We start from the raw sequence: 24,293 nt of genomic DNA on the forward strand, positions 1-24,293 counted from the left end.
CACCGGCGGGGAGGCTTGAAGCCGCGGTGCGCCATATGGTGGTGTCCAGAGGACGGCCCACAGCGGTCTGAGCGCGCGAGGTGAGGCGGCGTTGCCGCGTCCGGGAGGTCGGGCCAGGCGGGTTCGTGTGACGTGTTGCCGAGTCGCTGCGCGGCGCGCCCGCTGGCCACGGGCACGGCAACGCAAAAGCGGCTTTCCCTGGGGACGCGCTAACCGCCCCTGACCACCCATTCATCGCCTACTCGCGCACCAGCACAACCAGCTTCAAATCCTCGCGATGCGCGGGTTTGAACGTGATCTGGTCGTACACGATGCGGCCCTCGCGCGGATGGTTGAATTCGCGCCGTCCGCCTTCGCGGCCGCCCACGTCCTGCGACGCCCAGAAGCGCGCGAACGCGTCGCTCGCCGTAGTGAGCGAGTCGATCAGCGCGCGTGTGGGCGCGTCGTTCAGATGGCGGATCGAGTCGGCGCGGAATTCGGCGGCGAGCCGCCGCGCGCGCGTTTCCCAATCGACGATCAGCTCACGCGCGGCTAGCTCGGTAAACGTGTAGCGCAGCAGATTGCGGTCGTGCGCGCCGTCCAGCCAGCCGACGAACAGGTCGGCGGCACGCGCGTTCCACGCCAGCGCATTCCACTGGCGGTCGAGCACGTAAGCCGGCGCGTTCACGAGTTGCACGGTTTCCAGCAGGGTGGCGGGCGCGTCGGCGGCGGCCGGGTCGGGCTCCGCCGGGTCGCGCTGGGCGGCCAGCTCGAACAGATAGGCCCGCTCCGCGCGCGACAGCTGCAACGCGACCGCGATGCGCGCGAGCGCCTCGGCGGACGCGGAAACCGGGCGCCCCTGTTCGATCCACGTGTACCAGGTCGGACTCACGCCGCACAGTTGCGCGACTTCCTCGCGCCGCAATCCGGGCGTGCGGCGGCGCGGACCGGGCGGCAGGCCGACCGCTTGCGGCGAAAGCCGTTCGCGGTGAGCGCGGATGAAGTCGCCGAGCGCGCGGGCCGGGGTGGCGTCGAGCGGCGGCGGGTGGTCGGCGGAAGACGGCGTGGTCATTCTGAGCGGGCGGTGGGTGATGGGGCGACGAAGCGCAGGCAGGTAATAGAGATACCAGAATAATTGCTTAACTTGTACTGGTACACGGCGGGCTCTATTGTAGCGGCTCGTAGCGGCTGAAAGGGCACGACGTCCGCCAGCGCTACCCGACACACCTAACCGGAGCCTCCCATGAAGCATCACGATCAGGTCGCCGACGCCTTCGGCTCGACCGCCGCCGCCTATTTGACGAGCCCGACGCATGCCGCCGGCGCCGATCTGCGGACGCTGGCCGAAGCGATCGCGGCGACGCCGATTGCGACGGTGCTCGATATGGGGTGCGGCGCGGGTCACGCGAGTTTCGCAGTCGCGCCGCACGCGAAAGAGGTGGTGGCCTACGACATCGCGCCGCAAATGCTGGCGACCGTGGAAGGCGCAGCGAAGGAGCGTGGTCTCGCCAACATTCGCACGCAACAGGGCGCGGCCGAAGTGCTGCCGTTCTCCGACCATTCATTCGATTGGGTCATCAGCCGGATGAGCGCGCATCACTGGCACGACGTGCCGCTCGCGCTCGCCGAAGTGCGGCGCGTGCTGAAGCCGGGCGGCAAAGTGTTGTTCATCGATATTGCCGGCAGCGATCATCCGCTGCTCGACACGCATATCCAGGCCATCGAGTTGTTGCGCGATGCCTCGCATATCCGCGATTACCGCGCCGACGAGTGGCTCGCATTGTTCGCGGCGGCTGGGTTCAAAGCCGCGATTCACGAGCGTTGGCGCATCGATATCGAGTTCAGCTCGTGGGTGGCGCGCATGCGCACGCCGGAACCGCGCGTGGTGGCGATTCGTTCGATGTGGGCGTCCGCGCCGGATGAAGTCCGTCAATATTTCGACGTGCAGGAAGACGGCTCGTTCAAGCTCGACGCGTTGATGATCGAAGCGGCTTGAGGTGTGTCCTGACAACGTTAAGTCAAGTGATGCGTTCAACCGAACATCCCAAAATAAGTGCACGGAAACGCCGTGATATGCTCTGGATTGCTTAGCAATTTGGAGCTGTCGCCATGCTGAAACGAACCGTTAGCACCGCCTTTGTTGGCCTTTCCGTGGCAACGTTGTCGCCGTGCACCGTGGCTGAAACCAATCAGGAATTCTATAGCCGTAATGGCACGACACTGCCGCGCGCGATTGCCTCTTATCCCGGTGGCGTGCCGTATGGTGTTTCCTCGGATCCGCGGCACGCGCAGTACGGTTTCAGACCGCCCGGCATTACAGAGGGGAGTTCGGCGGTGACGTCGGCGCAGGAAGCGCGCGGGAACTTCGAGCGGCGATTTGCGGCGGACCTGGAGGCATACGACCAGGCAAGGCGCACGCGTGACAACCCCGAAATCAGGTTCAATATTGCGCCACGAGAAATGCCGAAGCCGGTCACGGCGAAATAATCCGCGACCGGCTTCAATTTCGGCCCAACCCTGGCGTGCAGCGGCTTAACCTGTATTACGCAAGCCCGCCGCAATCCCATTGATGCTCAAATGAATCCCGCGCCGCACGCGCGCATTGGTGTCGCCCGCGCGGTGACGCTTGAGCAACTCCACCTGCAAGTGATTCAGCGGATCGAGATACGGGAAGCGATTCTTGATCGAACGTGCGAGCAGCGGGTTCTCAGCAAGCCGCTCGCTCTTGCCCGTAATCTCCGACAGCACCTTCGACGTGCGCTCCCATTCCGCGACGATCCGCTCGAACACGTGCTTACGCAGCTTCTTGTCGGACACGAGCGCGGCGTAGCGCGAAGCGACCGCGAGGTCGGTCTTGGCCAGCACCATGTCCATGTTCGACAGCAGGTTCGCGAAGAACGGCCACGTCTTGTGCATTTTTTTCAGCAGCGCGAGACGGCTCTTGCGTTCGGCGTCGCTCGGCGCGCTGTCCAGATGCGCGGCCACCGCGCTGCCGAATCCGTACCAGCCGGTCAGCAGCAAACGGCATTGGCCCCACGAGAAACCCCATGGAATCGCGCGCAGATCTTCGATCTTGCGTTGCTTCGGATCCTGCAGTTTGCGCGAAGCCGGACGGCTGCCGATGTTCAATTCGGCGATCTCCGCAATTGGCGTCGACTCGAAGAAATACTCCTTGAAGCCGGGCGTTTCATAGACCAGCGCGCGATACGACGCCATTGCCGCGTCGGACAACTGCTGCATCGTTTCTTCGAACGCGGGCAGTTGCGCTGGGGCGATGCCGTGCGGCAGCAACGACGCTTCGAGCGTCGCGGCGACCACCGTTTCCAGATTGCGCCGGCCGATTTCCGGATTGCCGAACTTGCTCGCAATCACTTCGCCTTGCTCGGTCAAGCGGATCTGGCCGTCCACGGTGCCCGGCGGCTGCGACAGAATCGCCTGATAGGTCGGACCGCCGCCACGGCCGACCGTGCCTCCGCGTCCATGAAACAGACGCAGCGTCACGCCGCGTTCGTTGAACAGCGACACCAGCGCCAGTTCGGCGCGGTACAACTCCCAGTTCGACGTGAGGAAGCCGCCGTCCTTGTTGCTGTCCGAATAGCCGAGCATGACTTCCTGCTCGTTGCCCTGGTGTTCGATCAGCGCGTCCACGCCCGGCAGCGCAATCAGATCGCGCATGATGTGCGGTGCATTGCGCAAGTCGGGAATCGTTTCGAACAGCGGAATCACCATCAGGCCGGCCTGGGCCGGATCGTTCGCATTGCCGAGGCAACCGCGCAGCAGGCCGGTTTCCTTTTGCAGCAACATCACTTCGACCAGATCGCTCACGGTCTCCGTGTGCGAGATGATGTAGTTGCGCACCGCGCGCGCGCCGAACTTCTCGCGCGTGACGCGGGCTTCTTCGAGCACGCCGAGCTCGCTCTTCACGAGGTCCGAATACTCCGCGAACGGCAGACGCAACGGACGCGGCTGCGCCAGTTCCGAGAGCAGCACGTTGAGCTTGTCCGTTTCGGGGAGCTCCGCATAGTTTTCTTCGACGCCTGCACGCCTGAGCAGTTCGGTGATCACCGCCTCGTGAATGTCCGAGCTCTGGCGCAAGTCGATGCTCGCCAGGTGGAAGCCGAACACTTCGGCGGCACGTGCGAGCGGCGACAGACGCGGTGCGGCGAGCGGCGCGCCGTGATGCTCGGCGAGCGAATCGATCAGCACGTGCAGGTCGCGCACGAATTCGGCGGAGTCGGCATACGGCTTGGCGCGCACCGGCGCCGCGCCGCGGCCCGCGCTGCGCACCGGCACGCTGCCTTCGCCGAGGCGCACGCGCGCGCTTGCCGCGAGCCGCGTGTACATGCCGATCAACGCGCGGCGATACGGCTCGTCCGTGCGATGCGGCGACTGGTCGGGCGAAGCGGCCGCCAGTTCCTTCAAGGCGTCGCTGGCACCGGCCAGCAGGTTCGACACCGACAACTCGGCGCCGAGCTTGTGCACCTGCTCCATGTAATGCTCGAAGATCACCGCGGCCTGACGGGTGATAGCGTTCTCGAGGGTTTCGGCCGTGACATTCGGATTGCCGTCGCGGTCGCCGCCGATCCAACTGCCCATCTGGAAGAACGGCGGCAGGCGTGCTTCGAGGCCGTGCTCGGCGAGCGCTTCTTCGATATCGGCGTAGAGCGCCGGGATTTCTTCGAGGAAGGTGGCGCGGTAGTACGACAGCGCGTTTTCGATTTCGTCGGCCACGCTGAGACGCGAATCGCGCAGCATGCGCGTTTGCCACAGCGACGTGACGCGGGCGCGCAGCATCGCTTCGTTGTGCGCGCGTTCGCGGTCGGTCAACGGCTGGTCGCGTTCCGCGAGCAGGCGCGCGACGTCGTGCTGCGCGTCGAGAATGCTCTTGCGCTGGACTTCGGTCGGGTGGGCGGTGAGCACGGGCACGATCAGCGCGTTGTTGAAGAACTGCTGCAGGACCGGCGTGGCGGCGGCGCCCGCTTCGACGAGCCGTTCGAGCGAATGGGCAATCGTGCCCGGTTGCGAGGTCGAGCCGGCCAGTTCGTGAATCCGGTGACGGCGATTGCGGTGGCGGTCTTCCGCAATGTTCGCGAGATGCGAAAAATAGCTGAAGGCGCGCACCACGCTGACCGTCTGTTCCGGGCTCAGCGAGCGCAGTTTCTTGTCGAGCGTCTGCGCGGCGGCGCTATCGTCTTCGCGGCGAAAGCGCACGGCCGTCTGACGGATCGTTTCGACCACGTCGAACACCGCGTCGCCTTCCTGCTCGCGCAGCACGTCGCCGAGCAGGCGTCCCAGATAACGGATGTCCTGGAACAGCGGATGGTCCTTGTCCTCGCGCGTGCGGCCATTGGCTTTCGGCGCGGGCGCTTGCGCCGATGCGGCCTGCAGCGCGGACGCGTTCGCCGCCTGCGGTGCGGCGGCAACGATCTTGATCTTCGAGGAGCCGGCCTTGGCCGGTTTTTGCGCCTGGGCCGTGGCTGTGGCTTGCGTCGTCTTATCCGATTTGACTGCCTTCACAGCCTTGTCCGTCTTGACGGGCGTGGAGGTTTTGGCGGCCTTGCCGGCTTTGGCGGCATGAGCAGCCTGAGCGGGTTTGCCGGTGCGTTTGGCCGATGTCGGCACAGCAGCGGCCGTGGCGGAGGCGGCGGGCTTGGCGGCGTCGGCCGCTTGAGCGTTGGGCGATGCAGTGTTGCGGCGGGCAGGGCGCGCCGGTCCGGAAGACGTCACGATGGGTTTCCTCAGGGAAGCCAGGGTCTGTTGAGTGATGAACTGCTACTGCGGGACTGCACTATGAACTGCAACGTGAACAGCAAAGTGAACTGCGCGAAACGGTATGCGCCGATGGCGATACGCCTGAGAGAGACTGCGCGCCTTCATGGTGCCGTGCGTTTGCACGACGCGCACCTGAGGCGCTTGCGGCACATTGCACCGCATCGCATCATCCCGCATGCCGCAGCCCGGTGCGCGAACGACCGTGCGTGGACAGGCAGGGATGGGGCCGGCGCGCGCCGCGCGAAGCCCGTCTCCTCCATCGATACCGCTTCAGCACGGCACCCCGCCGCGTCTTGAGACGCAAGGGCGCGTGCTAACATTGATTGTTATTACATCCCGTCATTCGATCAGCAAGCTAATGAACACCGAGACGTTTTCCACGCCACCCCACACGCTTGTGATTGCGTCGCGAGAGAGCCGCCTGGCCATGTGGCAAGCGGAGCATGTGCGATGTGCGCTGCACAAATTATATCCATCTTGTGACGTAAAAATCCTCGGAATGACAACACGTGGCGATCAAATTCTCGATCGCACTTTGTCGAAGGTCGGCGGCAAGGGCCTCTTCGTCAAGGAACTGGAAGCCGCGCTTGCCGACGGCCGCGCCGATCTCGCCGTGCATTCGCTCAAAGACGTGCCGATGGCATTGCCCGAAGGCTTTGCGCTATCCACCATCATGGAACGCGAAGATCCGCGCGACGCGCTGGTCTCCAATACGTACGACTCGCTTGCCGCGTTGCCGGAAGGCGCTGTGGTCGGCACCTCCAGCCTGCGCCGCGAAGCCATGCTGCGCATGCGCTATCCGCATCTCGAAGTGCGGCCTTTGCGCGGCAATCTGGACACGCGCCTCGCCAAGCTCGATCGCGGCGATTACGCGGCGATCATTCTGGCGGCGGCCGGTCTGAAGCGCCTGGGTCTCGGCGAGCGTATCCGCGCGTTGCTCGATCCCGAAGACAGCCTGCCCGCAGCGGGGCAAGGCGCGCTCGGCATCGAGATTCGCGCCGACCGTGCGGACCTCGCGGCATGGCTCGCGCCGCTGCATCACGAGCATACGGCCGCCGCCGTCGAAGCGGAGCGCATGGTCTCGCGCGCGCTCGGCGGCAGTTGCGAAGTGCCGCTCGCCGCCTATGCCACATGGCATGACGGCGCGCTGCATCTGCGCGGCATCGTGGCGACGCCGGACGGCCAGCGGGTGCTGAGCGCGCAGGCGTCGGCGCCCGCAACCAGCGTCGAGCAGGCTATCGCGCTCGGCCAGGAAGTCGCGAGCGCGCTCGAGCAGCAAGGCGCGATGGAGATCGTTCGCGCACTCGGCGCCGCCAACGGTGCGGCTGCGGCGGACAGCGCGGTGACAGGCGACTGATGGCGGCCGATATCCCCGGCAACGCATCCCCATCCGTCGACAAGGCGGCGTTCACGGTCGTGATTACGCGACCGGCCGGTCAGTCAAACGAACTGATCGCACGACTCGCCGCCGCAGGCATCGCCACGCTCGACTTTCCGCTGATCGACGTCGCGCCCGTCGCGGACGAGGCTCCATTGCGCGCGGCGTTGAGTTCGCTCGAACGCTATGCGCTCGTCGTGTTCGTGTCGCCGAATGCCGTCGATTACGCCTTCGCCCGCAGCGATACGATCTGGCCGCATGCGCTGCCGATCGGCGTGGTCGGGCCGGGTAGCGTGCAGGCGCTGGCGCGTCACGGCGTGACCTCGCCGGCATACAACGTGATCAGCCCGCCGTCCGGCACCGACGAAGAAACCGCGCGCTTCGATTCCGAAGGCCTCTTCGCGGCGATCGACACGGCGCTCGGAGCGACGAACCTGGAAGGCAAGCGGGTGCTGATCGTGCGCGGCGACGGCGGCCGCGAGTGGCTGGCCGAGCGTCTGCGCGAAGCCGGCGCCGAAGTCGAGACCGTCGCGGCGTACCGGCGCCTCGTGCCGGAACCGTCGATAGGCGGCTGGGCGCGTGTGCACGAATTGCTCGCGGGCGTGCCGCACGCGTGGCTGCTCACCAGTTCCGAAGGCGTGCGCAATCTGCACGAACTGGCGCAAGACCACCTCACCGCCGACGAAATCTCTCAACTCAAACGCGCCGCGCTCGTCACGCCGCATCCCCGGATCGCGCAGACCGCGCGGGCATTGGGTTTTGATAGCATTACGGTGTCCGGCGCGGGCGACGAGCGCATTGTCCGCACCCTGCTTGCCGCCGTCCCGACCGTAGTTCAACCGGTACCGTCCAACCCGGCTCATTCACCGGCTAAATCACGCATGACTGAAACGAACGCATCCACGAACGCTTCACCCCAGCCTGCCGCGACCACTGCGTTGCCGCCGAATCCACCCTTCACGCCCTACGAAGCGCAAAAGCGCCATAGCGCGAGCGGACCGCTGCTGTGGTTTGTCGTCGTGATCATTGCTTGTGCCGCGGGCGTGGGCGGCTATGCGCTCAATCGCAAGGTGGAGCGCACCGAGCAGCAACTGGTGCAGCGCCAGCAGGCCAACGACACGCAGACCAACGAGCTGCGCATCAAGACGGAGCAGGCGCTCGCCACCGTGCATCAGTCGGACTCGCAGGTCGCGCAACTCGAAGGCAAGCTCGCCGATGCGCAAACCGCGCAGCAGGCGTTGCAACAGCAATACGCGGATCTTGCGCGCAATCGCGACGACTGGACGCTCGCCGAAGTCGGCCAGATGCTCTCCGCCGCCAGCCAGCAGTTGCAGCTCACCGGCAATACGCAGCTCGCGCTGTTCGCGCTGCAAAGCGCCGACACGCGCCTCGCCGCGTCGGACAGCCCGCAGGCGATCGCAGTGCGCAAGGCTATCGCGCAGGACATCGACAAATTGAAGGCCGCGCCTTCCACCGACCTCACGGGCATGGCCATCAAGCTCGACAACGCGATTGACCAGGTGGACGACCTGCCGCTCTCGGGCGAAGCCCCGATCGCCCATGCCACGCCGCACGCCGCGACGTGGGCCGATACGGCCAAGGTGGCCGCGGCCACCGGCGAGCCGCGTTGGAAGGTGTGGTGGCGCGAGGTGAGCACCGGCATCGGCCAGCAGTTGACGAGCCTCGTGCAGGTGCGCCGTATCGACAATGCCGACGCGATGCTGGTCACGCCCGATCAGGGCTACTTCGTGCGCGAGAATCTCAAGCTGCGCTTGCTGTCCGCGCGTCTTGCCTTGCTCTCGCGCAACGAGACCACGCTGAAGTCCGACCTGCTGGCGGCACAGAATGCGCTCACGCGTTACTTCGACAACTCGTCGAAGAAAACGCAGACCGTGAGCGATCTCGTCAAGCAGGTGCAGGCGGGCTCGGCCGCGGTTGAGCTGCCGAATCTGAACACGAGCCTGCAGGCCGTCAATCAATACCGGAGCCGGGGTTAATCATGGCGATCCGGGGACTTCTATGGCTCGCGTTGCTGTTCGTCATCGCGGTGGTGCTGGCGGTGGTGGGACGCTTCGACATGGGCCAGGTGCTGTTGATCTATCCGCCGTACCGCGTGGACATGTCGTTGAATCTGTTCGTGGTCGGGCTGGTGGTGCTGTTCATTCTGCTATACGCGCTGCTGCGCATCTTCCGCAATATCTGGCGCATGCCGCAACGCGTGGCCGCGTATCGCGCGCGTTCGCGTGTCGCGAAAGCGCATGCCGCGCTGCGTGATGCGATCGGCAACCTGTATGCGGGGCGTTTTTCGCGCGCGGAAAAGGCGGCCAAAGACGCGCTCGCGAATGGCGACAACAAGGGCGCGGCCGGTTTGATCGCGGCCACGGCCGCGCATCGCATGCATGAATATGCGCGGCGCGACGAATGGCTCGCGCAGATCAACGAAGCCGACTGGCAGGACGCTCGCCTGATGGCCACCGCCGACATGCGCGCGGATGGCCGCGACGCGGACGGCGCGCTGACCGCGCTGACCGAAATGCAGTCGCAGGGCGCGCGGCGGATTCACGCGCAGCAGATCACGTTGCGCGCGCAACAGCAGTTGAAGAACTGGGGCGAGGTGCTCAAGCTCGTCAAGACGCTGGAAAAACGCGAAGCGATTCATCCGGCCGTGGCGGTGCGTTTGCGTCAGATCGCGGCGGAAAACCTGTTGCGTGACCGGCGCCACAATGCCGACGCGCTGCTGGAGTTGTGGAATTCGCTGTCGGCCACGGAACGCCATTCGCCGCGTCTCGCGGATCTCGCCGCCGAGTTGCTGGTGGCGCTGAACCGTCCGCAGGAAGCGCGCAAGATCGTCGAGGAAGCGCTGGCGCAAAACTGGGACGCGCGTTTGCTGCGCCGCTATCCGGATACGGCGGGCGGCGACGCGTTGCCGCTGATTCAGAAGGCCGAAGCGTGGCAGAAGGATCGTCCGGAAGATGCGGACCTGATGTTCGCGCTGGGCCGCTTGTGTCTGCATCAGCAACTGTGGGGCAAGGCGCAATCGTTCCTCGAACGCGCGCTGAAACTCGCGGACAACGAGACGCTGAAGATTCGCTCGCATCGCGCGTTGGCGCGGTTGCATGAACAGCTCGGCGATACGGAGAAGGCGAGCCAGCATTATCGCGAGAGTGCGTTGGCGATGAATATTGTTTGAGGGTTTTTGGGGCGGCGTGCGGGTTCTTGGTGCGCTGCTTTGAGAGCTTGGGACGGCTGGTTTTTTAGTTCGTGAGTTGATGGGTTGATGGCCGCAGCGGATGCTGCGGCCATTTGTTTTTGTGCTGGCGGTTGCCTGTTAGGCGAGGCTCGATTTGATCGCTTGGTGTGGTCTTAGTGCGGCGCGGTGGACGGCTGTTGCACGGTCACGGACGGCGATTCGATCGCGGTTTTCGTGGAGGGCTTTTTGCGGGGCGACGCTTTTGTTGCTTCGATGGACGCCTCTGCTCGCTGCGACGCTTTAGTCAGCAAGTTCGTCGCATGCTGCGCCGTGAGGCGGCTGCGCGCGACGCCCTTCGCGTCGAGTGCAATCACCTGGAACAACTCGCGGTCGTATTCGAGATCCTGCTGATACTGCTCGGCCGTGTCCACCAGCAATTCGAGCAGAGTCTGACGACGCTTTCTTTCGTCGTGGGTAATCGCAGGATTTCTAACTATCGATGACGCCAGTGTGATCAACGTGTCCAGTTGACCCAGCTGCCGGTCGCATAAATCGAACGCGGAAAGGGCAAGCTTTTCGTACTGGAGTGCGTCGACGGGCGGACGCGAAGCCGGTTGAGTTTTGACGGGCCTGGTCATGGTGCGATCTCCTTATTGGTGGGGTGGATCGCCCGGACACGCTTCTTTGGGGGGAGGGGTGAGCGGGCACGAAGTAGGGTTAATGGAATGGACGCCCCCTCTCCTGCGGTACGGATATGCCAAAGTAAGGGTCTCAAACGTTAGCGCGAAGGAGAGCATCATGAAGATCGCGACCATTGGCCTTGACCTTGCCAAGAACGTTTTTCAGGTCCACGGCGTCGACCCGCGCGGCGTCCCCGTCTTAAGGAAGCAGCTAAAACGCATTCAGGTGCTGCCATTCTTCGCCACGCTGGAACCCTGCCTTGTCGGCATGGAAGCCTGTTGCGGTGCACACTTCTGGGCGAGAAAGCTGCAGGCGTATGGGCATACGGTGAAGCTCATTGCGCCACAGTTCGTCAAACCTTACGTGAAGAGCAACAAGAATGATGCCGCGGATGCAGAGGCAATCTGTGAAGCCGTCTCGCGACCGAACATGCGGTTCGTACCCGTCAAAAGCGTCGAGCAGCAGGCGATACTGGCACTGCACCGGGTCCGGCAAGGATTTGTTACCGCGCGTACCGCCCACGCCAACCAGATCCGCAGTCTGCTCGCAGAATACGGTCTGGTTGTGCCGCAAGGTATTCATCATCTACATCAGGATGTCCCTGATCTTCTGGAAGACGCCAGTAACGAACTGCCGGGCGTATTCCGGCAACTGGTCATGCGTCAGCTCGACTATCTGCGGGAGTTGGACCACCAGGTGCAACTGCTCGAAGCGCAAATAAAGACCTGGCATCGGGAGAACGAAGCAAGCCGCAGACTTGCGCAGATTCCCGGCGTCGGACCCATCACCGCTACTGCGCTGGTCGCATCAGTGGGCGACGCGCGATGCTTTGCAAGCGGCCGGCAACTAGCGGCATGGATCGGTCTGGTGCCGCGCCAGCACTCAAGTGGCGGCAAACAGGTGCTGCTCGGCATCGGCAAACGTGGGGACGCTTATCTGCGCTGCCTGCTTGTCCACGGTGCACGGGCTGTGATCAGCGCCGTACGCCAAAAAGACGGCACCTCCACAAGCTGGCTAGGTCGTCTGCTTGCACGGCGACATACGAACATCGCAACCGTGGCACTTGCCAACCGCAATGCGCGCATCGCCTGGGCCTTACTCGCACATCACCGGGAGTTCTGCTCCGACTATGGGCGCGCAGCACCGGTCGTCTGACACATGGACACGGATATTAGATGATACAGGATAACTAACTAATGAATAGGTGGTAGCTTCCAGCGATTGCGCGGGCAATCATGACGTGATGGCAAAACAGGTGAGACCGGGATCGGGAAAATTCTGTGGTCTGCCACGCGCTTCGAGCGCGATGGGTTAACGAGAAACCGATCTGCACATTCCATCAGGGACAGAGGCAAGTCCTCACAAGTCCGGATGTATGGCTGCAATCCTTCATCTGCTAACGATCACCGAATGACGGCTGTGCAAACTGGGGGCGTCCATGTATGACAGACCGGGGCATAAACAAACCGGCGAGCCTTGCGGCTCCCCTACCAAGGCCCGCCCATTGAAATATAGACGTGCAGAGGTAGTCGCACGACCCGCCTGGGCGGGTGTGCGGTTTATGCCACAGGCTGTCAAACCTGGTCGCTGGGTGTTTCCCGACGACTTGGTGATTATAAGGGAGTGGGCCTATCTCGGATTTAGTCTTGCGGTTAAATGGTGGGATTGGCTGAAGGGATAAGGGCGAGTAGGGCGGGTGATCGATGCTTTGCCTATACCACTCAATTTTGTACAGCTGACCGGTCTTTGTTATTCGTGACACTCCCTTCGACACCGGCCTTGCGAGTGCCAGCGATTAGAAAACTCGGAGGACTGAAGTCGACCCGTTGCCGTCGTTCAAACCTACGGCATTGCTAAGACCGCTCCTGGCGGTGTAGCGGCTATTCGGCAGAATTCCAAACGTTCCTGATTCCCGGTACAGTTGGCGCGGCACCCACACGATACGCTTACTATTTTCTGGCTTAACGAATTAGAATTGAGAGACCTGAAATCCGATAACGCTTCTCATGGCATTGCGAAACCAAACGCTAACTTCCGTCAAGGTGTATCTCGGATTTCATCGGCAATGCTTAGCCACAGGCACGGCGTTCGTCTATGCTCGAAACGATCAACGGTACCTTGTGACCAATTGGCATAATGTAACGGGGCGGAACTCACTTACGCATAAGAACCTGAATACGCTGGCGTCGATACCAAATAGGCTCGTTGCTGTCTGCCCGATTTATCACGAAGGTGACATAACGTCTCCGCATGCCGTGCTTTTCTGGGAGGAACTCAACCTTCCTCTATATGAGGACGATGGTAGTCCTTGTTGGTATGAGCATCCCGCCCACGGATCGCTGGTCGACGTGGTCGCCATTCCGATTGGAGCGCCATCTCCGAGAAGCGCATTAATCTGTGTAAACGATCAACGAGTAACTTTTGCGAATCAAGCTGTCGGTGCGGGCACTGACGCTTTTGTACTTGGATATCCGCATGGTTTGTCGGGCGGTGCCAAACTCCCGATATGGAAGCGCGGGAGCATCGCGTCTGAACCCGAAGCGGACATTGACCGACTGCCGAAGGTTTTGATCGACGCGTCGACTAGCAGGCCGGTGAAATACCTCAAGTAGCGGTCATCCGGGACGCAGGCGTAAACGTTGAACTGATGTCATCAATGAGAGCGAGATGGAACGGATGCGTGGGCCAGATGGTTTTACCGAGTCAATGTTCACGGTGTTGAAGCTGGATGATTTTGTGCCGAAGGACCATCCGTTGCGTCCGATTCGCACCTGGCTCAATGACGCGCTTACACGCATGGACGATGTGTTCGCGCGGATGTACGAGGCTGACGCGAAAGGAGGTCGGCCTAGCATCGCACCGGAGAAGCTGGTGCGAGCTCTTTTGCTGCAGGTGCTGTATTCGATTCGTAGCGAGCGCATGCTGGTGGAACAGATTTCCTACAACATGTTGTTCCGCTGGTTCGTCGGCCTGCCGATGGACGGGACCGTGTGGGACCACTCGACGTTCAGCAAGAACCGCGACCGGTTGCTCGAACACGATGTGCTGGTGTTGCTCTTCAACGAGACAGTCGAGACCGCGCGCGAGCGCGGATATCTTTCCGGGGAGCACTTTAGCGTCGACGGCACGTTGATTCAGGCATGGGCCGGGCACAAGAGCTTTGTGCCCAAGGCAAGTCCGGACAAAGACGACACGCCTCCTGACGAACCGCCCGCGCCGAATGACAACTGGCACGGACAGAAGCGCAGTAACGAGACGCACCAATCCACGACTGACGAGCAGGCGCGCCTGTTTCGCAAGAGCAAAGGAACCGGAGCGATGCTCTGTTATATGGGCCACGTGCTGACCGACAACCGGCATGGCCTGGTGGTCAACGCACAGGTGACGCTGGCGACGGGCACCGCCGAGCGCGACGCGGCCGAGCTGATGCTTGCCGATGCCGCATGCGTTGCGCCGCTCGGCATCACGGTCGGCGCGGACAAGAACTACGACACCGCCGGTTTCGTGGCCAGTTGTCGAGCGAACCGTGTGACGCCGCATGTGGCGCAAAACGATGGGCGTCCAGGAGGTTCAGCAATTGACGGGCGAACTACGCGCTGGCCGGGCTACGCGGTCAGCCAGCAAAAACGTAAGCGCATTGAGCAGGTGTTCGGATGGGGCAAGACAGTCGGGCGAATTCGACAAGCGATGTATCGGGGACTTGAACGCGTAGACCAGCTCTTCGTGCTGACGCAGGTCGGCTACAACCTGACGCGTATGCGCACACTTGCCGGTTGAGGGGCAGGAAGCGATGGATAACACCTATATGGTGAACCCGCGAGTAACGCCGAATGCCCGCAAACGTGTTCCGCGTTTCAAAAGTGCAAACCCGGCATCCGTCGTAATGCATCTGAGCGCATCAACGACGGATATTTCAACGGCCTGCTAGGCGCGGAATGTCAGGTTCTCCAGTGTTTGCACACGTGGAGGGGCTGAGCTTACCGGTGGGAAGTACAAATTTAGGTGATGGCGTGTTCGGGAGTACCTTCCAATTTATGGGATGCTACTCGGGCAGTTTGGGACGCGAGCCGTTCGAGGCGCAACTAGGAGTTTTGTGGAAGGAACAAGCCATAATCGAGATTGTCACCGCTCAGCATAAAGGCCCACCTTCAGCCGAATTGTTTGAGCGCGAAGCTTCTTCCGGCACCACCCACGAGGCATTTGATTGGAATGATTGGGGCGACCTCCCGGAACTTCCGCAAATTGTGTAAGCGGTAGACACGTTACTCGTCGACAGTCACGCGTATGCTGCCTAGGCATTTCTCAAATCCACGAAGGTCCGCTTAGGAAATGAAGAAGAAAATGCCAACCCTGCTCTATATCCCAGTGTCACCGGACTTAGCCGACCGTGCTTTCAACTCCGCGAATATTCTCTTGATTATTGGAGCTTTTTTAGTGTTCGCTTCGACGTATGTTTCGATTCGGGCCGGCTCAATCCGCGACTTCTATTCCGATCAACGGCGCGTTGAAAATGAACGACAGACCGCCTTCGCTAAGGCAGAGGCGGCGGAGGCGAACGAGGGGGCCGAAGTGGCCAAAGCAGACGCCGCGCAGGCAAACGCCTCAGCAGAGACCACTCGCCAAAGTAACCTCAAGCTTCAAATCGCGCTTGAAAAAGAACGTGCTGAACGCCTTCAGCTTGAAGAAAAAGTCGCTCCGAGAAGCCTGTCAGACACAGAGCGGGGAGCGATGCAGAATCAGGCGAACAAGGTGTGCCAGCGAGTTAGGAGAGTGGTCGTAACCGCAGCGAACTCCAACAATGAAGCGCAACGGTACGGAAACGAGTTCATCGAAATCTTCCGGCAAGCTGGCTGTACGGCGGATCTCGCGCTTCCGATCCCTGGATTGGAACCGGGGGTTCTCGGAGTTCACATTGTCGTGAGAGACGCTAACCACGTACCTGAGCAGGCCACCTTACTGGCAAGCGTCCTAGATGCCGCGCACATCGCCTACGAAACCCATACAGCCAAGCCGGATTTTTTTCCCGAGGAGCAGTGGGTGCTAGTCATAGGCGGTAAGCCACTGCCAAGCGTAAAGTAACGCAGGTTTGGCCGGTAAGGTGACGAAGGCGATTGACGCCGTGAATGTCTATTGTCTGAAGTGAAATCGACATTGGAGCGCCCGTCTGAACGCGCGGGCCAGCGGCCGCTCGCGGCCCGCTAGGCCCGACGACCGGGCGCGGCGATCTTCTCGTCAGGGCGCGCGATGCAAAAGGCATATCACTACCCGTTTCTGCCGCTCACAAGATTCTAAGTCGACCGGCCGTTATATGGTGTACCTCGGACCTATCGATCGGTCGCGAAAACTAACATGGACGATGAAGGCTTCGCGTACCATCAAAAAAACTGTGCAATGTATGCGCTGAGTGGCGAAGTGATAGGTCAACGTCAGTCGTCCCCGCTCTCGTCATCTGCCTCGACGTAGGAATTCAAATAACAGGCGATAACGTCGCCGTGGCACGCCAGAGGTTTGCAGAAGCAACCAAGCCGGTAGCCCCTAAGAGAAAGCAATGCTGCATGCTTCTCAGGATCGGGAAGAATTTCTTTTTCAAAATACTCGCGGTACTTGTCGATCGCTTCTTCGCGGCTAAGTCCGCCTGGACCGTGCCCGATCTTGAATGGGTTTCCCCACGGTCCACCACGACCTATCGAGACGTCGAACTCTTCCTTGGACTGGTTTCGCACCGTAGTTATGCGTAGCGGGATGATGCGTGTACTTTTCTTTAGCAGCCGCGCGAAATAAACGATGTCGGTGAGGTCATGTCCGCCCCAAAACACAACAACATGCGTCGCCCCGTCTACCATAGTCTTCGCAGACATACGATTGGATGCTCGTTGACTACGAGCTTGGATCTTCCGTTCGGAGAAGTAATTCGCGGCGATTCCCTGCTCGTCCTGTACGAGCACCACTTCAACATGTGGAAGCGCACCGGTTATCTTGTCCATTTTTTTGACGAACAAGGCTGGCGCATTAAAGCCCGCCGACAACGCGACCAGCAGCACAGGTTTGCTCGAAACGTTCATAAGCGTGCTTCAGAAAAGATGGGACACTTTTAGTATATTGTCCCATCGCGAGTTTAGATACTCGACCGCAAGACGGCGGTGGCAGTGATGAGGCTTGTCTTCACTGCATAGAAGGCAACCGTGATCAAACAAGGCAATATCTAGATTGCTCTCCACGCGACGTTTGGCAAGCAACTCCGTGTATGCATTGGCGTAGCTATCCCAAGTCAATTTTTTGTCCTGATATTGCTTCAACATCTCTTTTTCCGGAGCAAGGTCGCCCAGTTCTACGAAACTAGCATCCAGCAACTCGGATAGAAAGAACTTCAAATCAGCCTTCTTGGCAAATCCTGCGAGTTGTGATGTGTTGTTCAAGCGAACGTCAAGTAGCGTGCGCACTCCAGCCTCGCGCAACAGACCAAAAAAATTCTCGGCTGTCTTGTTCGTAAATCCAATAGTTGATACGTCGATGTTCGGCATCTTACTTGACGTCCTCGCTTCGTTATTTTCAGATCAGGTCAATCGAATCACTGCTGCAATTAGCTTGAATCTAAACGAACGGTTATCACCGCCGACAGTCTTCACTAGAGGTGATGACAGGCTCACCGACAGCATGCAGGGTCCAAGATCATGAACTGCTTCACGTTGAGGCATGAATTCAGCCTCGATCACGGGATCCGTGACTGTAATCCAGTAATGCGTTCCGTTGTACTCGAACCGTCCTTGGCATTTCCGTCTACCCCAGTGGTCGAAGACATGTATAGCTACATGCGGAACATGAACCAGCAAAAGAGAGCCGCCATGACGGTCCGCTTCTTCGGTAAGAATTTGATCGTTGAGCCCAGCACTGGTGTGGCTACCATTCTGGAATAAGATTGCTGGCGGCTGCATTGCGTTGACCAGACGCTGTCTATCGACTTCGTGGCTTTTCACCCAGCGTTGTGTGTTGTCAACCTGCCAGTTTTCAACCTGACAGCCATCGGGCTGATGTCGGGTTAGGTGAACATCAAGAACATCCAGCACCTGTGCGGACGTTCCGTCTATGTATAACTGTTCAATCGTCAGCAGCGCCTGCTCATGCCCACTACCAACTGGCCGAATCCAACCTCCAAGGCGCTGGCCCCCATCTAGGATTTCGATGCCTGCAACGCAATGCTCAGCCCGTTTGCGTGAATTCGCCAAGCAGATAATTCTCTTTGTTACCATCGATTTACCCGCCTCTCAGGTTCTTTTTGTACTTCTGCAATCCTGTATTATGTAACAAACTTGTAAGCGCAAGCGTAGATGCGAGGTCCGCGAGTTGGCCTTTCGCGACCTTCATGCACCGATGCAACAGTGCGACTCGCTCTCCTTTGGGCGTTGAATGGCAAATTCTGAGCTTTAATTTAACAGCCTTCTGAACGTCCGACACGAGCGCCTCGCCAGTGTCGCTTATTGGCCGATCCCAGAACCTCCGTAGCCGACCCACTACTGTCGTTTGCCCCACCACCGCGTCAACGGCCGCTTCGCCGGGCTACAGCAGCGGCCTCACATCACTGCGCCCGACAGCGACTATGAGTGTTTAATCGACCGTCGGCATCCTCAACAGATTCCGGACGAACTCTGCTTGACAGTCATCTATGGCATAGACCTGTTCCGACGCAAGGCGCACGACCGTAGCGTTAAGCCACTCTACCAGTGATGTCCTGTTCCAATTCAACACAAACTGAACTACACGTTCATCGGGGCAGGCAAAAAAAGCGAGCGTCGGTGATATTGGTAGAGCAAGGACGCATCCTGGGTGGTCAATTCCCGGCATGATAATTACGGGATGGTCACTCGTCAAAAGTGAGACCTTTGAGTCGCTGAAGTCTCCGCTCCACCAATGCATTTGATGAATCCGCTTGAACGCCTTGTCATCCATGATCAGACGGGGCAGTAATCGCTTTCCGAAGTCATCAATGAATCCAGGGGCCTCTTTTTCCACAAACTCCAACAGCGTTTCCGGGTCGCCTTCTTCTGCCAGTGTGTCGTATTCTTCCGGATCGTTTTCGAGGTTTTTGCGTAGCTCGGCTGGAGCCTCGGCATTGAGTTGCTCCACGATTTCTGGAGATCGGATGCGTAACGACATGATAAAGCGCGTCCATGCGACTCGCTGCTCTTGCTTCAAGTCGTGCCTAGGTCCCGCTGTTCGCATATGATGCAGAACGCCCCCAGCGGGGTTGTCGATGATCCTGGCCAAAAAGTCTGTTTCTATTCGTTGCTGGTCCTGAATCGGAACACCTTCCAGCGAATAAAGTCTGTCAAGACAGGCGGTTGAACGGGGTACAACGCGCTCAGCCAAGAATTTGCCGCCTTTCCACTGGAACCGCGTTAAGCGAAGAGCTTGCGATTCATCCTGCGTAGTCCAACCGTTCAGATAAAATCGCGGGACATAATGATGTTTTTCTGCGCTCGCCATGTGATTCTCCGTTGGCCATGAATGCGCTGCTGCGTGAACGCCAGCATAGCGCTTCCTGTCGATACCTTCGGATCTCTAGCCGCAGTCGCCATATGCAGCGGTAACTGCTATGACCGCTTTCATCTATACACTTGACAATCAAATGAGCATCTAGTGTCGTCTGTGGCTGACCGATATTGGGCCGGCTACCGCCTCACGCACTTGACAGCAGTCGGCCAACATTTGTCAAAACCGGCGAAACCTCAGCAGCAAATCACCGCCAAAGGCGCACTCCAAGTCCTCACCTATTAACCATCTTCGCCGGCACACTAATAGCCAGCAACCCGCCGAGCACCATAAACGCCGCGAGCATATACATGCCGGAGTCGTTCGCCGCCGTCGCCTGTTTGAGCCAGCCCACCGCATAGGGACTCAAAAAACCCGCCAAATTGCCGATCGAATTGATCATGGCAATGCCGGCAGCGGCGCCCGTGCCGGCGAGGATCGCCGTAGGCAAACTCCAAAACAACGGCAGGGTAGTAAGAATCCCCATCGTCGCAAGCGTAAGCGAAGCCATCGCCAACACAGTGTTATGCGTCCACACGACAGAAAGCACCAACCCAATCGCCCCCGCAAACGCCGGCAGCGCAATATGCCACCGCCGCTCCCGCTTCCTATCCGCACTACGCGACACAAACACCATCGCCACCACAGCCCCCGCGAACGGAATCGCCGACAGCAACCCGATCATGAAAGCATCCGTCACCCCAGTCGCCTTAATAATCGTCGGCAACCAGAAGCTCACCCCATACAACCCCATCACAAACGAGAAGTACGTCAGACTGAGCATCAACACTCGCCCACTCGTGAGCACCTGCCGAATCGGCATGTCATGCTTGGTCGCTTCCTCCGCAGACACATGCCGCTCGAGCATCTCCTGCTCTTCCTTGGTCAGCCACTTCGCCTTCGAGATCCGATCGTCCAGCATGACGAACACCATGATCCCGACGATCACCGAAGGAATCCCTTCGAGCAGAAACAGCCACTGCCAGCCATGCCAGCCGTTCAAGCCGTTAAAGGTCTTCAGGATATAACCCGACACCGGCCCGCCGATCACACCCGACAACGCAATCGCCGTCATGAACCACGTCGTCATGCGACCACGCCGATGCGACGGATACCAGTACGTCAGATAAAGAATGATCCCAGGAAAGAACCCCGCTTCAGCCAGACCCAGCAGAAAGCGCATCACATAAAACATCGTCGGCGTAGTCACGAACATGGTCAGCATGGAGATCACGCCCCACGACACCATGATCCGCGCAATCCACACCCGTGCGCCGACCTTATGCAAAATCACATTGCTCGGAATCTCGAAGATGAAATAGCCGACAAAGAAAATCCCCGCGCCGAATCCGTACACCGCATCGCTCAGCCCAAGGTCGCTGGTCATTTGCAGCTTGGCGAAACCCACGTTGACGCGATCCAGATACGCGACCACGTAACAGAGCATCAGAAGCGGCGCGAGCCGCCAGGTGACCTTGCGGTAGGTGGCCTCTTCGAAAGTGGAAGGTGGCGCACCCGCGCCGGGATGGTGGAGCGGATTTGCGGGACTAGCCATGGTGTCTCCTCTTTTCTTGTGGAATTGAAGTACCGCCGTCGATCGATTCTATCCGCGCTCAGTGCTTTGCACGACGAATCGATACCGGGGGAAAACACTGACTGCGGCGAGGGCGGCGCAGCGGCGGCCCTCGCTAGAATGGTCCGGCGCGGCGCTACACGCAGCGCCCGCCGTCTACTTCGAGACACACGCCGGTGATGAATTCCGCCTCGTCCGAGGCCAGATAAAGCGCGGCGTTGGCAATATCCTGCGGCGTCGAAAAACGCCCGAGTGGAATGCCGGCGAGAAAGCGCTGGCGATTTTCCGGCGTATCTTCCACGCCCATGAATTCGGACAGCAGCGCCGTCTCGCCGATCACCGGATTCACGCAGTTCACCCGAATCCGGTCCGGACCCAGCTCGACCGCCAGCGACTTGCTCGCAATGATCACCGCGCCTTTGCTGCCGTTGTACCAGACGAGCCCGGGGCGCGGCCGCACACCCGCCGTGGACGCAATATTGATGAAGCAGCCGCCGCCTTGCTCGCGGAAATACGGCACGAATTCCTGCACGCTCCAGTAGATGCTTTTCACGTTCACCGCGTAGACGCGGTCGAATTCGGCTTCCGTGACTTCCATCACCGGCTTGTTGCGGTGCGTGGTGCCGGCGTTGTTGACGACGATCTGCACGCTGCCGAAGTCTTCGAGCGCGGCCTCGCGCAGCTTTTGCCAGTCCTCGCGCTGGGCGACGTTGCCCGTCACCGCGATCGCCTTGCCGCCGGCCAGCGCGATTTCGCTTGCCACGCGCTCGGCGGCCGGGCCGTTCAGATCGTTGACCACCACGTTCGCGCCTTCGCGCGCGTAGGTCTTGGCAATGCCTTCGCCGAAACCCGAGCCGCCACCCGTGACGATGGCTGTTTTTCCTGTCAACCGCATAGTGTCTCCGTTGTTTGTTGTGGATGGTGATGCAAGTGCGTGACTCGCGACTAACCGTGCCGGATCGCAATGGTTTTCAGCACGGTAAAGCCATACAGCGCTTCGAATCCCTTTTCCCGCCCGTGGCCCGAATGCTTGACGCCGCCGAACGGCAGTTCGACGCCGCCGCCCGCGCCATAGTTGTTGATGAACACCTGGCCGGAGCGCAGGCGGCGCGCGAGCCGCATCTGCCGTGCACCGTCGCGCGTCCAGATACCGGCGACCAGACCAAATGGCGTGCCGTTGGCGAGCGCAAGCGCTTCGTCCTCGCCGCTGAAGGACATGGCGGCGAGCACGGGGCCGAATACTTCGTCGCGCGCGAGGCGGTGGCTGGCGGGCACGTCGCGCAACAGCGTGGGCGCCTGATAGAAGCCGCTTTCCGGCGCCTCGGGAATCACCTCGCCTTGCGCCGCCATAGGAATGCCGTCGTGCTGCGCGTCCGAGAGAAAATCCCACACGCGCCGCTGCTGTTTCGCGCTGATCAGCGGTCCGCAGTCCAGATCGGCATGCGAAGGGCCGACCCGCAACGCATGAAACGCGCTGCTCAGCCGGTCGAGCAAGGGTTCGTAAATGGACCGGTCGATCAGCACGCGGCTGCCCGCCGAGCAGGTTTGCCCGGCGTTCTGCACGATTGCCGACACCAGCACGGGCAGCGCCGCGTCGAGATCCGCGTCGGCGAACACGATTTGCGGCGACTTGCCGCCGAGTTCGAGCGTGACCGGCACGTGATTCTCGGCGGCCATCTGCGTGACGAGCTTGCCGGTTTCCGGCGACCCGGTAAACGATATGTGATCGATGCCCGGATGACGCGCGAGCGCCGCGCCCGCTTCATGGCCGTAGCCGGTGACGATATTCAGCGCGCCGGCAGGCAAACCCGCCTCGGCAGCCAGTTCGGCGACGCGCAGCACGGAGAGGCACGCATCTTCGGCCGGTTTGACGACGCAGGCATTGCCGGCGGCGAGCGCCGCGCCCACGCTGCGCCCGAAAATCTGCATGGGGTAATTCCACGGCACGATATGGCCGGTCACGCCGTGCGGCTCGCGGATTGTCAGCACCGTGTAGCCGGTCTGGTACGGCAGCGTTTCGCCGTGCAGCTTGTCCGCCGCGCCGGCGTAGAACTCGAAGTAACGGGCGAGGGCGGCCGAATCGGCGCGCGCCTGCTTGAGCGGTTTGCCGGTGTCGCGGGCTTCGAGCAGCGCCAGTTCTTCCTGGCGCGCGGCAACCAGCATGGACAGCCGGTACAGCACGCGGCCGCGTTCGGCTGCGCTGGCCTCGCCCCACGCGCCTTCGAAAGCGCGGCGCGCGGCGTGCACGGCGGCGTCGATATCCGCCGCGGTGCCGCGTGCCAGTTGGGTGAAGGGTTGGCCGTCCGAGGGATCGAGCACGGCGATCGTCTCGCCGCCTGATGCGGCGGACCATTCTCCGCCGATGAAGTGTCGGGCTTCTTCCATGCATGCTCCTTGAGGTGTCACGCGAACCGCTTTGCGGTTACGTGGTGTTCACAAACGAGAGGCACAATCGAGAGAGACGCCAGACGATTATCTCCCCGATCCAATCAAGGGTGCCATTGGCCGATTGGCTATAATGGCGCATTAAGTACTTCCGGCCGCAGCGCCGCCGCTCGTGGCGAGTTTCACGATGCATGCCATTCGAGCGAGCGTGCCGCACGCCGTGTTCCGAATTCCATCCTCACCAGAGAGCGCTCATGAGCTTCAATCACGTCCCCGCAGGCAAAGACCTTCCGCAAGATTTCAACGTTATCATCGAAATCCCGGCGCAAAGCGATCCGGTGAAGTACGAAGCCGATAAGGAAACGGGCCTGCTGCACGTCGACCGTTTCATCAGCACGGGCATGCGCTATCCGGCGAATTACGGCTACATTCCGCAAACGCTGTCGGGCGACGGCGACCCGGTGGACGTGCTGGTCATCACGCCGTTCCCGCTGCTGGCCGGCTCGGTGGTTCGCGCCCGCGCGCTCGGCATGCTGCAAATGACCGACGAATCCGGCGTGGACGCGAAGCTGGTCGCGGTCCCGCACGACAAGGTCTGCCCGATGACCGCCGACCTGAAGTCGATCGACGACGTCCCCGCTTACCTGAAAGACCAGATCAAGCACTTCTTCGAGCAATACAAGGCGCTCGAAAAGGGCAAGTGGGTGAAGGTCGACGGCTGGGCGGGCATTGAAGCCGCGCACAAGGAAATCACGGACGGCGCGGCGAACTACAAGAAGTAAGCTGCGCCACCGCAAAGTGAAAGATTG

20 protein-coding genes are annotated in these 24,293 nt (G+C 60.8%); 10 read left to right on the forward strand and 10 right to left on the reverse strand.

What is annotated here, in order from left to right; translation table 11 throughout:
- Positions 1-238: 238 nt before the first annotated feature.
- Positions 239-1,051, reverse strand: coding sequence for a helix-turn-helix transcriptional regulator (locus PDMSB3_RS04525; protein ID WP_165185061.1), 813 nt, complete (start codon positions 1,049-1,051; stop codon positions 239-241).
- 171 nt (positions 1,052-1,222) lie between these two features.
- Here PDMSB3_RS04525 and PDMSB3_RS04530 point away from each other — a divergent pair, with 171 nt between their 5' ends.
- Together PDMSB3_RS04530 and PDMSB3_RS04535 are read left to right on the forward strand one after the other, a co-directional pair.
- Entirely contained in the window at positions 1,223-1,975 is a 753-nt protein-coding gene (locus PDMSB3_RS04530; protein ID WP_007175851.1) for a class I SAM-dependent methyltransferase, read from the forward strand.
- Positions 1,976-2,088: 113 nt separating this feature from the next.
- Positions 2,089-2,466 (forward strand): hypothetical protein, encoded by a 378-nt coding sequence (locus PDMSB3_RS04535; protein WP_165185063.1) that lies wholly within the window; start codon positions 2,089-2,091, stop codon positions 2,464-2,466.
- Between the two features lie 45 nt (positions 2,467-2,511).
- On the opposite strand, the gene ppc is transcribed toward PDMSB3_RS04535, so the two are convergent.
- Positions 2,512-5,706 (reverse strand): phosphoenolpyruvate carboxylase, encoded by a 3,195-nt coding sequence (gene ppc / locus PDMSB3_RS04540; protein ID WP_007175849.1) that lies wholly within the window; start codon positions 5,704-5,706, stop codon positions 2,512-2,514.
- Positions 5,707-6,109: 403 nt separating this feature from the next.
- On the opposite strand from ppc, the gene hemC reads away from it, so the two are divergent.
- The 3 genes from hemC to PDMSB3_RS04555 are packed head-to-tail and all read left to right on the forward strand — an operon-like array spanning position 6,110 to position 10,319.
- Positions 6,110-7,108 (forward strand): hydroxymethylbilane synthase, encoded by a 999-nt coding sequence (hemC, locus tag PDMSB3_RS04545; RefSeq protein ID WP_007175848.1) that lies wholly within the window; start codon positions 6,110-6,112, stop codon positions 7,106-7,108.
- Positions 7,108-9,126 carry a fused uroporphyrinogen-III synthase HemD/membrane protein HemX gene (gene hemDX / locus PDMSB3_RS04550; RefSeq protein ID WP_007175847.1) on the forward strand — a complete coding sequence of 673 codons (2,019 nt, stop codon included), beginning with the start codon at positions 7,108-7,110 and terminating at the stop codon, positions 9,124-9,126. Before hemC ends, hemDX begins: the two co-directional genes overlap by 1 nt.
- Positions 9,127-9,128: 2 nt before the next feature.
- A complete protein-coding gene (locus PDMSB3_RS04555; RefSeq protein ID WP_007175846.1) occupies positions 9,129-10,319 on the forward strand; it encodes a heme biosynthesis protein HemY in 1,191 nt (396 codons plus the stop codon).
- Positions 10,320-10,492: 173 nt separating this feature from the next.
- Here the strand turns inward: PDMSB3_RS04555 and PDMSB3_RS04560 are convergent, their stop codons facing one another.
- The gene (locus PDMSB3_RS04560) at positions 10,493-10,957 is read right to left on the reverse strand and encodes a hypothetical protein (RefSeq protein WP_165185066.1); all 465 of its coding nucleotides are present in this window, start codon (positions 10,955-10,957) and stop codon (positions 10,493-10,495) included.
- Positions 10,958-11,117: 160 nt separating this feature from the next.
- On the opposite strand from PDMSB3_RS04560, the gene PDMSB3_RS04565 reads away from it, so the two are divergent.
- The 4 genes from PDMSB3_RS04565 (at position 11,118) to PDMSB3_RS04580 (ending at position 16,079) form a co-directional block, all read left to right on the forward strand.
- Positions 11,118-12,155 carry an IS110 family RNA-guided transposase gene (locus tag PDMSB3_RS04565; RefSeq protein WP_007175844.1) on the forward strand — a complete coding sequence of 346 codons (1,038 nt, stop codon included), beginning with the start codon at positions 11,118-11,120 and terminating at the stop codon, positions 12,153-12,155.
- Between the two features lie 1,521 nt (positions 12,156-13,676).
- Entirely contained in the window at positions 13,677-14,777 is a 1,101-nt protein-coding gene (locus PDMSB3_RS04570) for an IS5 family transposase (RefSeq protein ID WP_165187363.1), read from the forward strand.
- A 158-nt stretch (positions 14,778-14,935) separates the two neighbouring features.
- Positions 14,936-15,250: a hypothetical protein gene (locus tag PDMSB3_RS04575; protein ID WP_165185069.1), complete on the forward strand. Its 315-nt coding sequence runs from the start codon at positions 14,936-14,938 to the stop codon at positions 15,248-15,250.
- Positions 15,251-15,329: 79 nt separating this feature from the next.
- On the forward strand, positions 15,330-16,079 hold the full coding sequence (locus tag PDMSB3_RS04580) for a hypothetical protein (RefSeq protein WP_165185072.1): 750 nt from the start codon (positions 15,330-15,332) through the stop codon (positions 16,077-16,079).
- 347 nt (positions 16,080-16,426) lie between these two features.
- Here PDMSB3_RS04580 and PDMSB3_RS37625 read toward each other — a convergent pair whose 3' ends face one another.
- From PDMSB3_RS37625 to PDMSB3_RS04615, 7 genes are all read right to left on the reverse strand, one after another.
- The gene (locus PDMSB3_RS37625; RefSeq protein ID WP_197740205.1) at positions 16,427-17,062 is read right to left on the reverse strand and encodes a DUF4326 domain-containing protein; all 636 of its coding nucleotides are present in this window, start codon (positions 17,060-17,062) and stop codon (positions 16,427-16,429) included.
- A 9-nt stretch (positions 17,063-17,071) separates the two neighbouring features.
- On the reverse strand, positions 17,072-17,521 hold the full coding sequence (locus PDMSB3_RS04590; RefSeq protein ID WP_165185075.1) for a DUF488 domain-containing protein: 450 nt from the start codon (positions 17,519-17,521) through the stop codon (positions 17,072-17,074).
- A gap of 33 nt (positions 17,522-17,554) precedes the next feature.
- Positions 17,555-18,247 (reverse strand): dual OB domain-containing protein, encoded by a 693-nt coding sequence (locus PDMSB3_RS04595; RefSeq protein WP_407670524.1) that lies wholly within the window; start codon positions 18,245-18,247, stop codon positions 17,555-17,557.
- Between the two features lie 355 nt (positions 18,248-18,602).
- A complete protein-coding gene (locus PDMSB3_RS04600) occupies positions 18,603-19,481 on the reverse strand; it encodes a DUF4238 domain-containing protein (protein WP_165185081.1) in 879 nt (292 codons plus the stop codon).
- Between the two features lie 280 nt (positions 19,482-19,761).
- Positions 19,762-21,081 carry an MFS transporter gene (locus PDMSB3_RS04605; RefSeq protein WP_165185084.1) on the reverse strand — a complete coding sequence of 440 codons (1,320 nt, stop codon included), beginning with the start codon at positions 21,079-21,081 and terminating at the stop codon, positions 19,762-19,764.
- Between the two features lie 154 nt (positions 21,082-21,235).
- On the reverse strand, positions 21,236-21,994 hold the full coding sequence (locus tag PDMSB3_RS04610; RefSeq protein WP_011487326.1) for an SDR family oxidoreductase: 759 nt from the start codon (positions 21,992-21,994) through the stop codon (positions 21,236-21,238).
- A gap of 50 nt (positions 21,995-22,044) precedes the next feature.
- Positions 22,045-23,484, reverse strand: a complete 1,440-nt coding sequence (locus PDMSB3_RS04615) for an aldehyde dehydrogenase family protein (protein WP_007175838.1) — start codon at positions 23,482-23,484, stop codon at positions 22,045-22,047.
- Positions 23,485-23,738: 254 nt separating this feature from the next.
- Here PDMSB3_RS04615 and ppa point away from each other — a divergent pair, with 254 nt between their 5' ends.
- Positions 23,739-24,266: an inorganic diphosphatase gene (gene ppa, locus PDMSB3_RS04620; RefSeq protein WP_007175837.1), complete on the forward strand. Its 528-nt coding sequence runs from the start codon at positions 23,739-23,741 to the stop codon at positions 24,264-24,266.
- The last annotated feature ends 27 nt before the right edge of the window (positions 24,267-24,293 follow it).

It is taken from the genome of Paraburkholderia dioscoreae (assembly GCF_902459535.1).
GTDB classification, from domain to species: domain Bacteria; phylum Pseudomonadota; class Gammaproteobacteria; order Burkholderiales; family Burkholderiaceae; genus Paraburkholderia; species Paraburkholderia dioscoreae.

Bases quoted from the DNA above. Each gene is read 5' to 3' on its own strand.
- hemC (WP_007175848.1), top strand. From the start codon at position 6,110: ATGAACACCGAGACGTTTTCCACGCCACCCCACACGCTTGTGATTGCG.
- PDMSB3_RS04615 (WP_007175838.1), bottom strand. From the start codon at position 23,484: ATGGAAGAAGCCCGACACTTCATCGGCGGAGAATGGTCCGCCGCATCA.
- PDMSB3_RS04555 (WP_007175846.1), top strand. From the start codon at position 9,129: ATGGCGATCCGGGGACTTCTATGGCTCGCGTTGCTGTTCGTCATCGCG.
- PDMSB3_RS04535 (WP_165185063.1), top strand. From the start codon at position 2,089: ATGCTGAAACGAACCGTTAGCACCGCCTTTGTTGGCCTTTCCGTGGCA.
- PDMSB3_RS04575 (WP_165185069.1), top strand. From the start codon at position 14,936: ATGTCAGGTTCTCCAGTGTTTGCACACGTGGAGGGGCTGAGCTTACCG.
- PDMSB3_RS04565 (WP_007175844.1), top strand. From the start codon at position 11,118: ATGAAGATCGCGACCATTGGCCTTGACCTTGCCAAGAACGTTTTTCAG.
- PDMSB3_RS04600 (WP_165185081.1), bottom strand. From the start codon at position 19,481: ATGGCGAGCGCAGAAAAACATCATTATGTCCCGCGATTTTATCTGAAC.
- PDMSB3_RS04590 (WP_165185075.1), bottom strand. From the start codon at position 17,521: ATGCCGAACATCGACGTATCAACTATTGGATTTACGAACAAGACAGCC.
- PDMSB3_RS04605 (WP_165185084.1), bottom strand. From the start codon at position 21,081: ATGGCTAGTCCCGCAAATCCGCTCCACCATCCCGGCGCGGGTGCGCCA.
- ppa (WP_007175837.1), top strand. From the start codon at position 23,739: ATGAGCTTCAATCACGTCCCCGCAGGCAAAGACCTTCCGCAAGATTTC.
- PDMSB3_RS04610 (WP_011487326.1), bottom strand. From the start codon at position 21,994: ATGCGGTTGACAGGAAAAACAGCCATCGTCACGGGTGGCGGCTCGGGT.
- PDMSB3_RS37625 (WP_197740205.1), bottom strand. From the start codon at position 17,062: ATGAACGTTTCGAGCAAACCTGTGCTGCTGGTCGCGTTGTCGGCGGGC.
- PDMSB3_RS04595 (WP_407670524.1), bottom strand. From the start codon at position 18,247: ATGGTAACAAAGAGAATTATCTGCTTGGCGAATTCACGCAAACGGGCT.
- PDMSB3_RS04570 (WP_165187363.1), top strand. From the start codon at position 13,677: ATGCGTGGGCCAGATGGTTTTACCGAGTCAATGTTCACGGTGTTGAAG.
- PDMSB3_RS04560 (WP_165185066.1), bottom strand. From the start codon at position 10,957: ATGACCAGGCCCGTCAAAACTCAACCGGCTTCGCGTCCGCCCGTCGAC.
- hemDX (WP_007175847.1), top strand. From the start codon at position 7,108: ATGGCGGCCGATATCCCCGGCAACGCATCCCCATCCGTCGACAAGGCG.
- PDMSB3_RS04530 (WP_007175851.1), top strand. From the start codon at position 1,223: ATGAAGCATCACGATCAGGTCGCCGACGCCTTCGGCTCGACCGCCGCC.
- PDMSB3_RS04525 (WP_165185061.1), bottom strand. From the start codon at position 1,051: ATGACCACGCCGTCTTCCGCCGACCACCCGCCGCCGCTCGACGCCACC.
- PDMSB3_RS04580 (WP_165185072.1), top strand. From the start codon at position 15,330: ATGAAGAAGAAAATGCCAACCCTGCTCTATATCCCAGTGTCACCGGAC.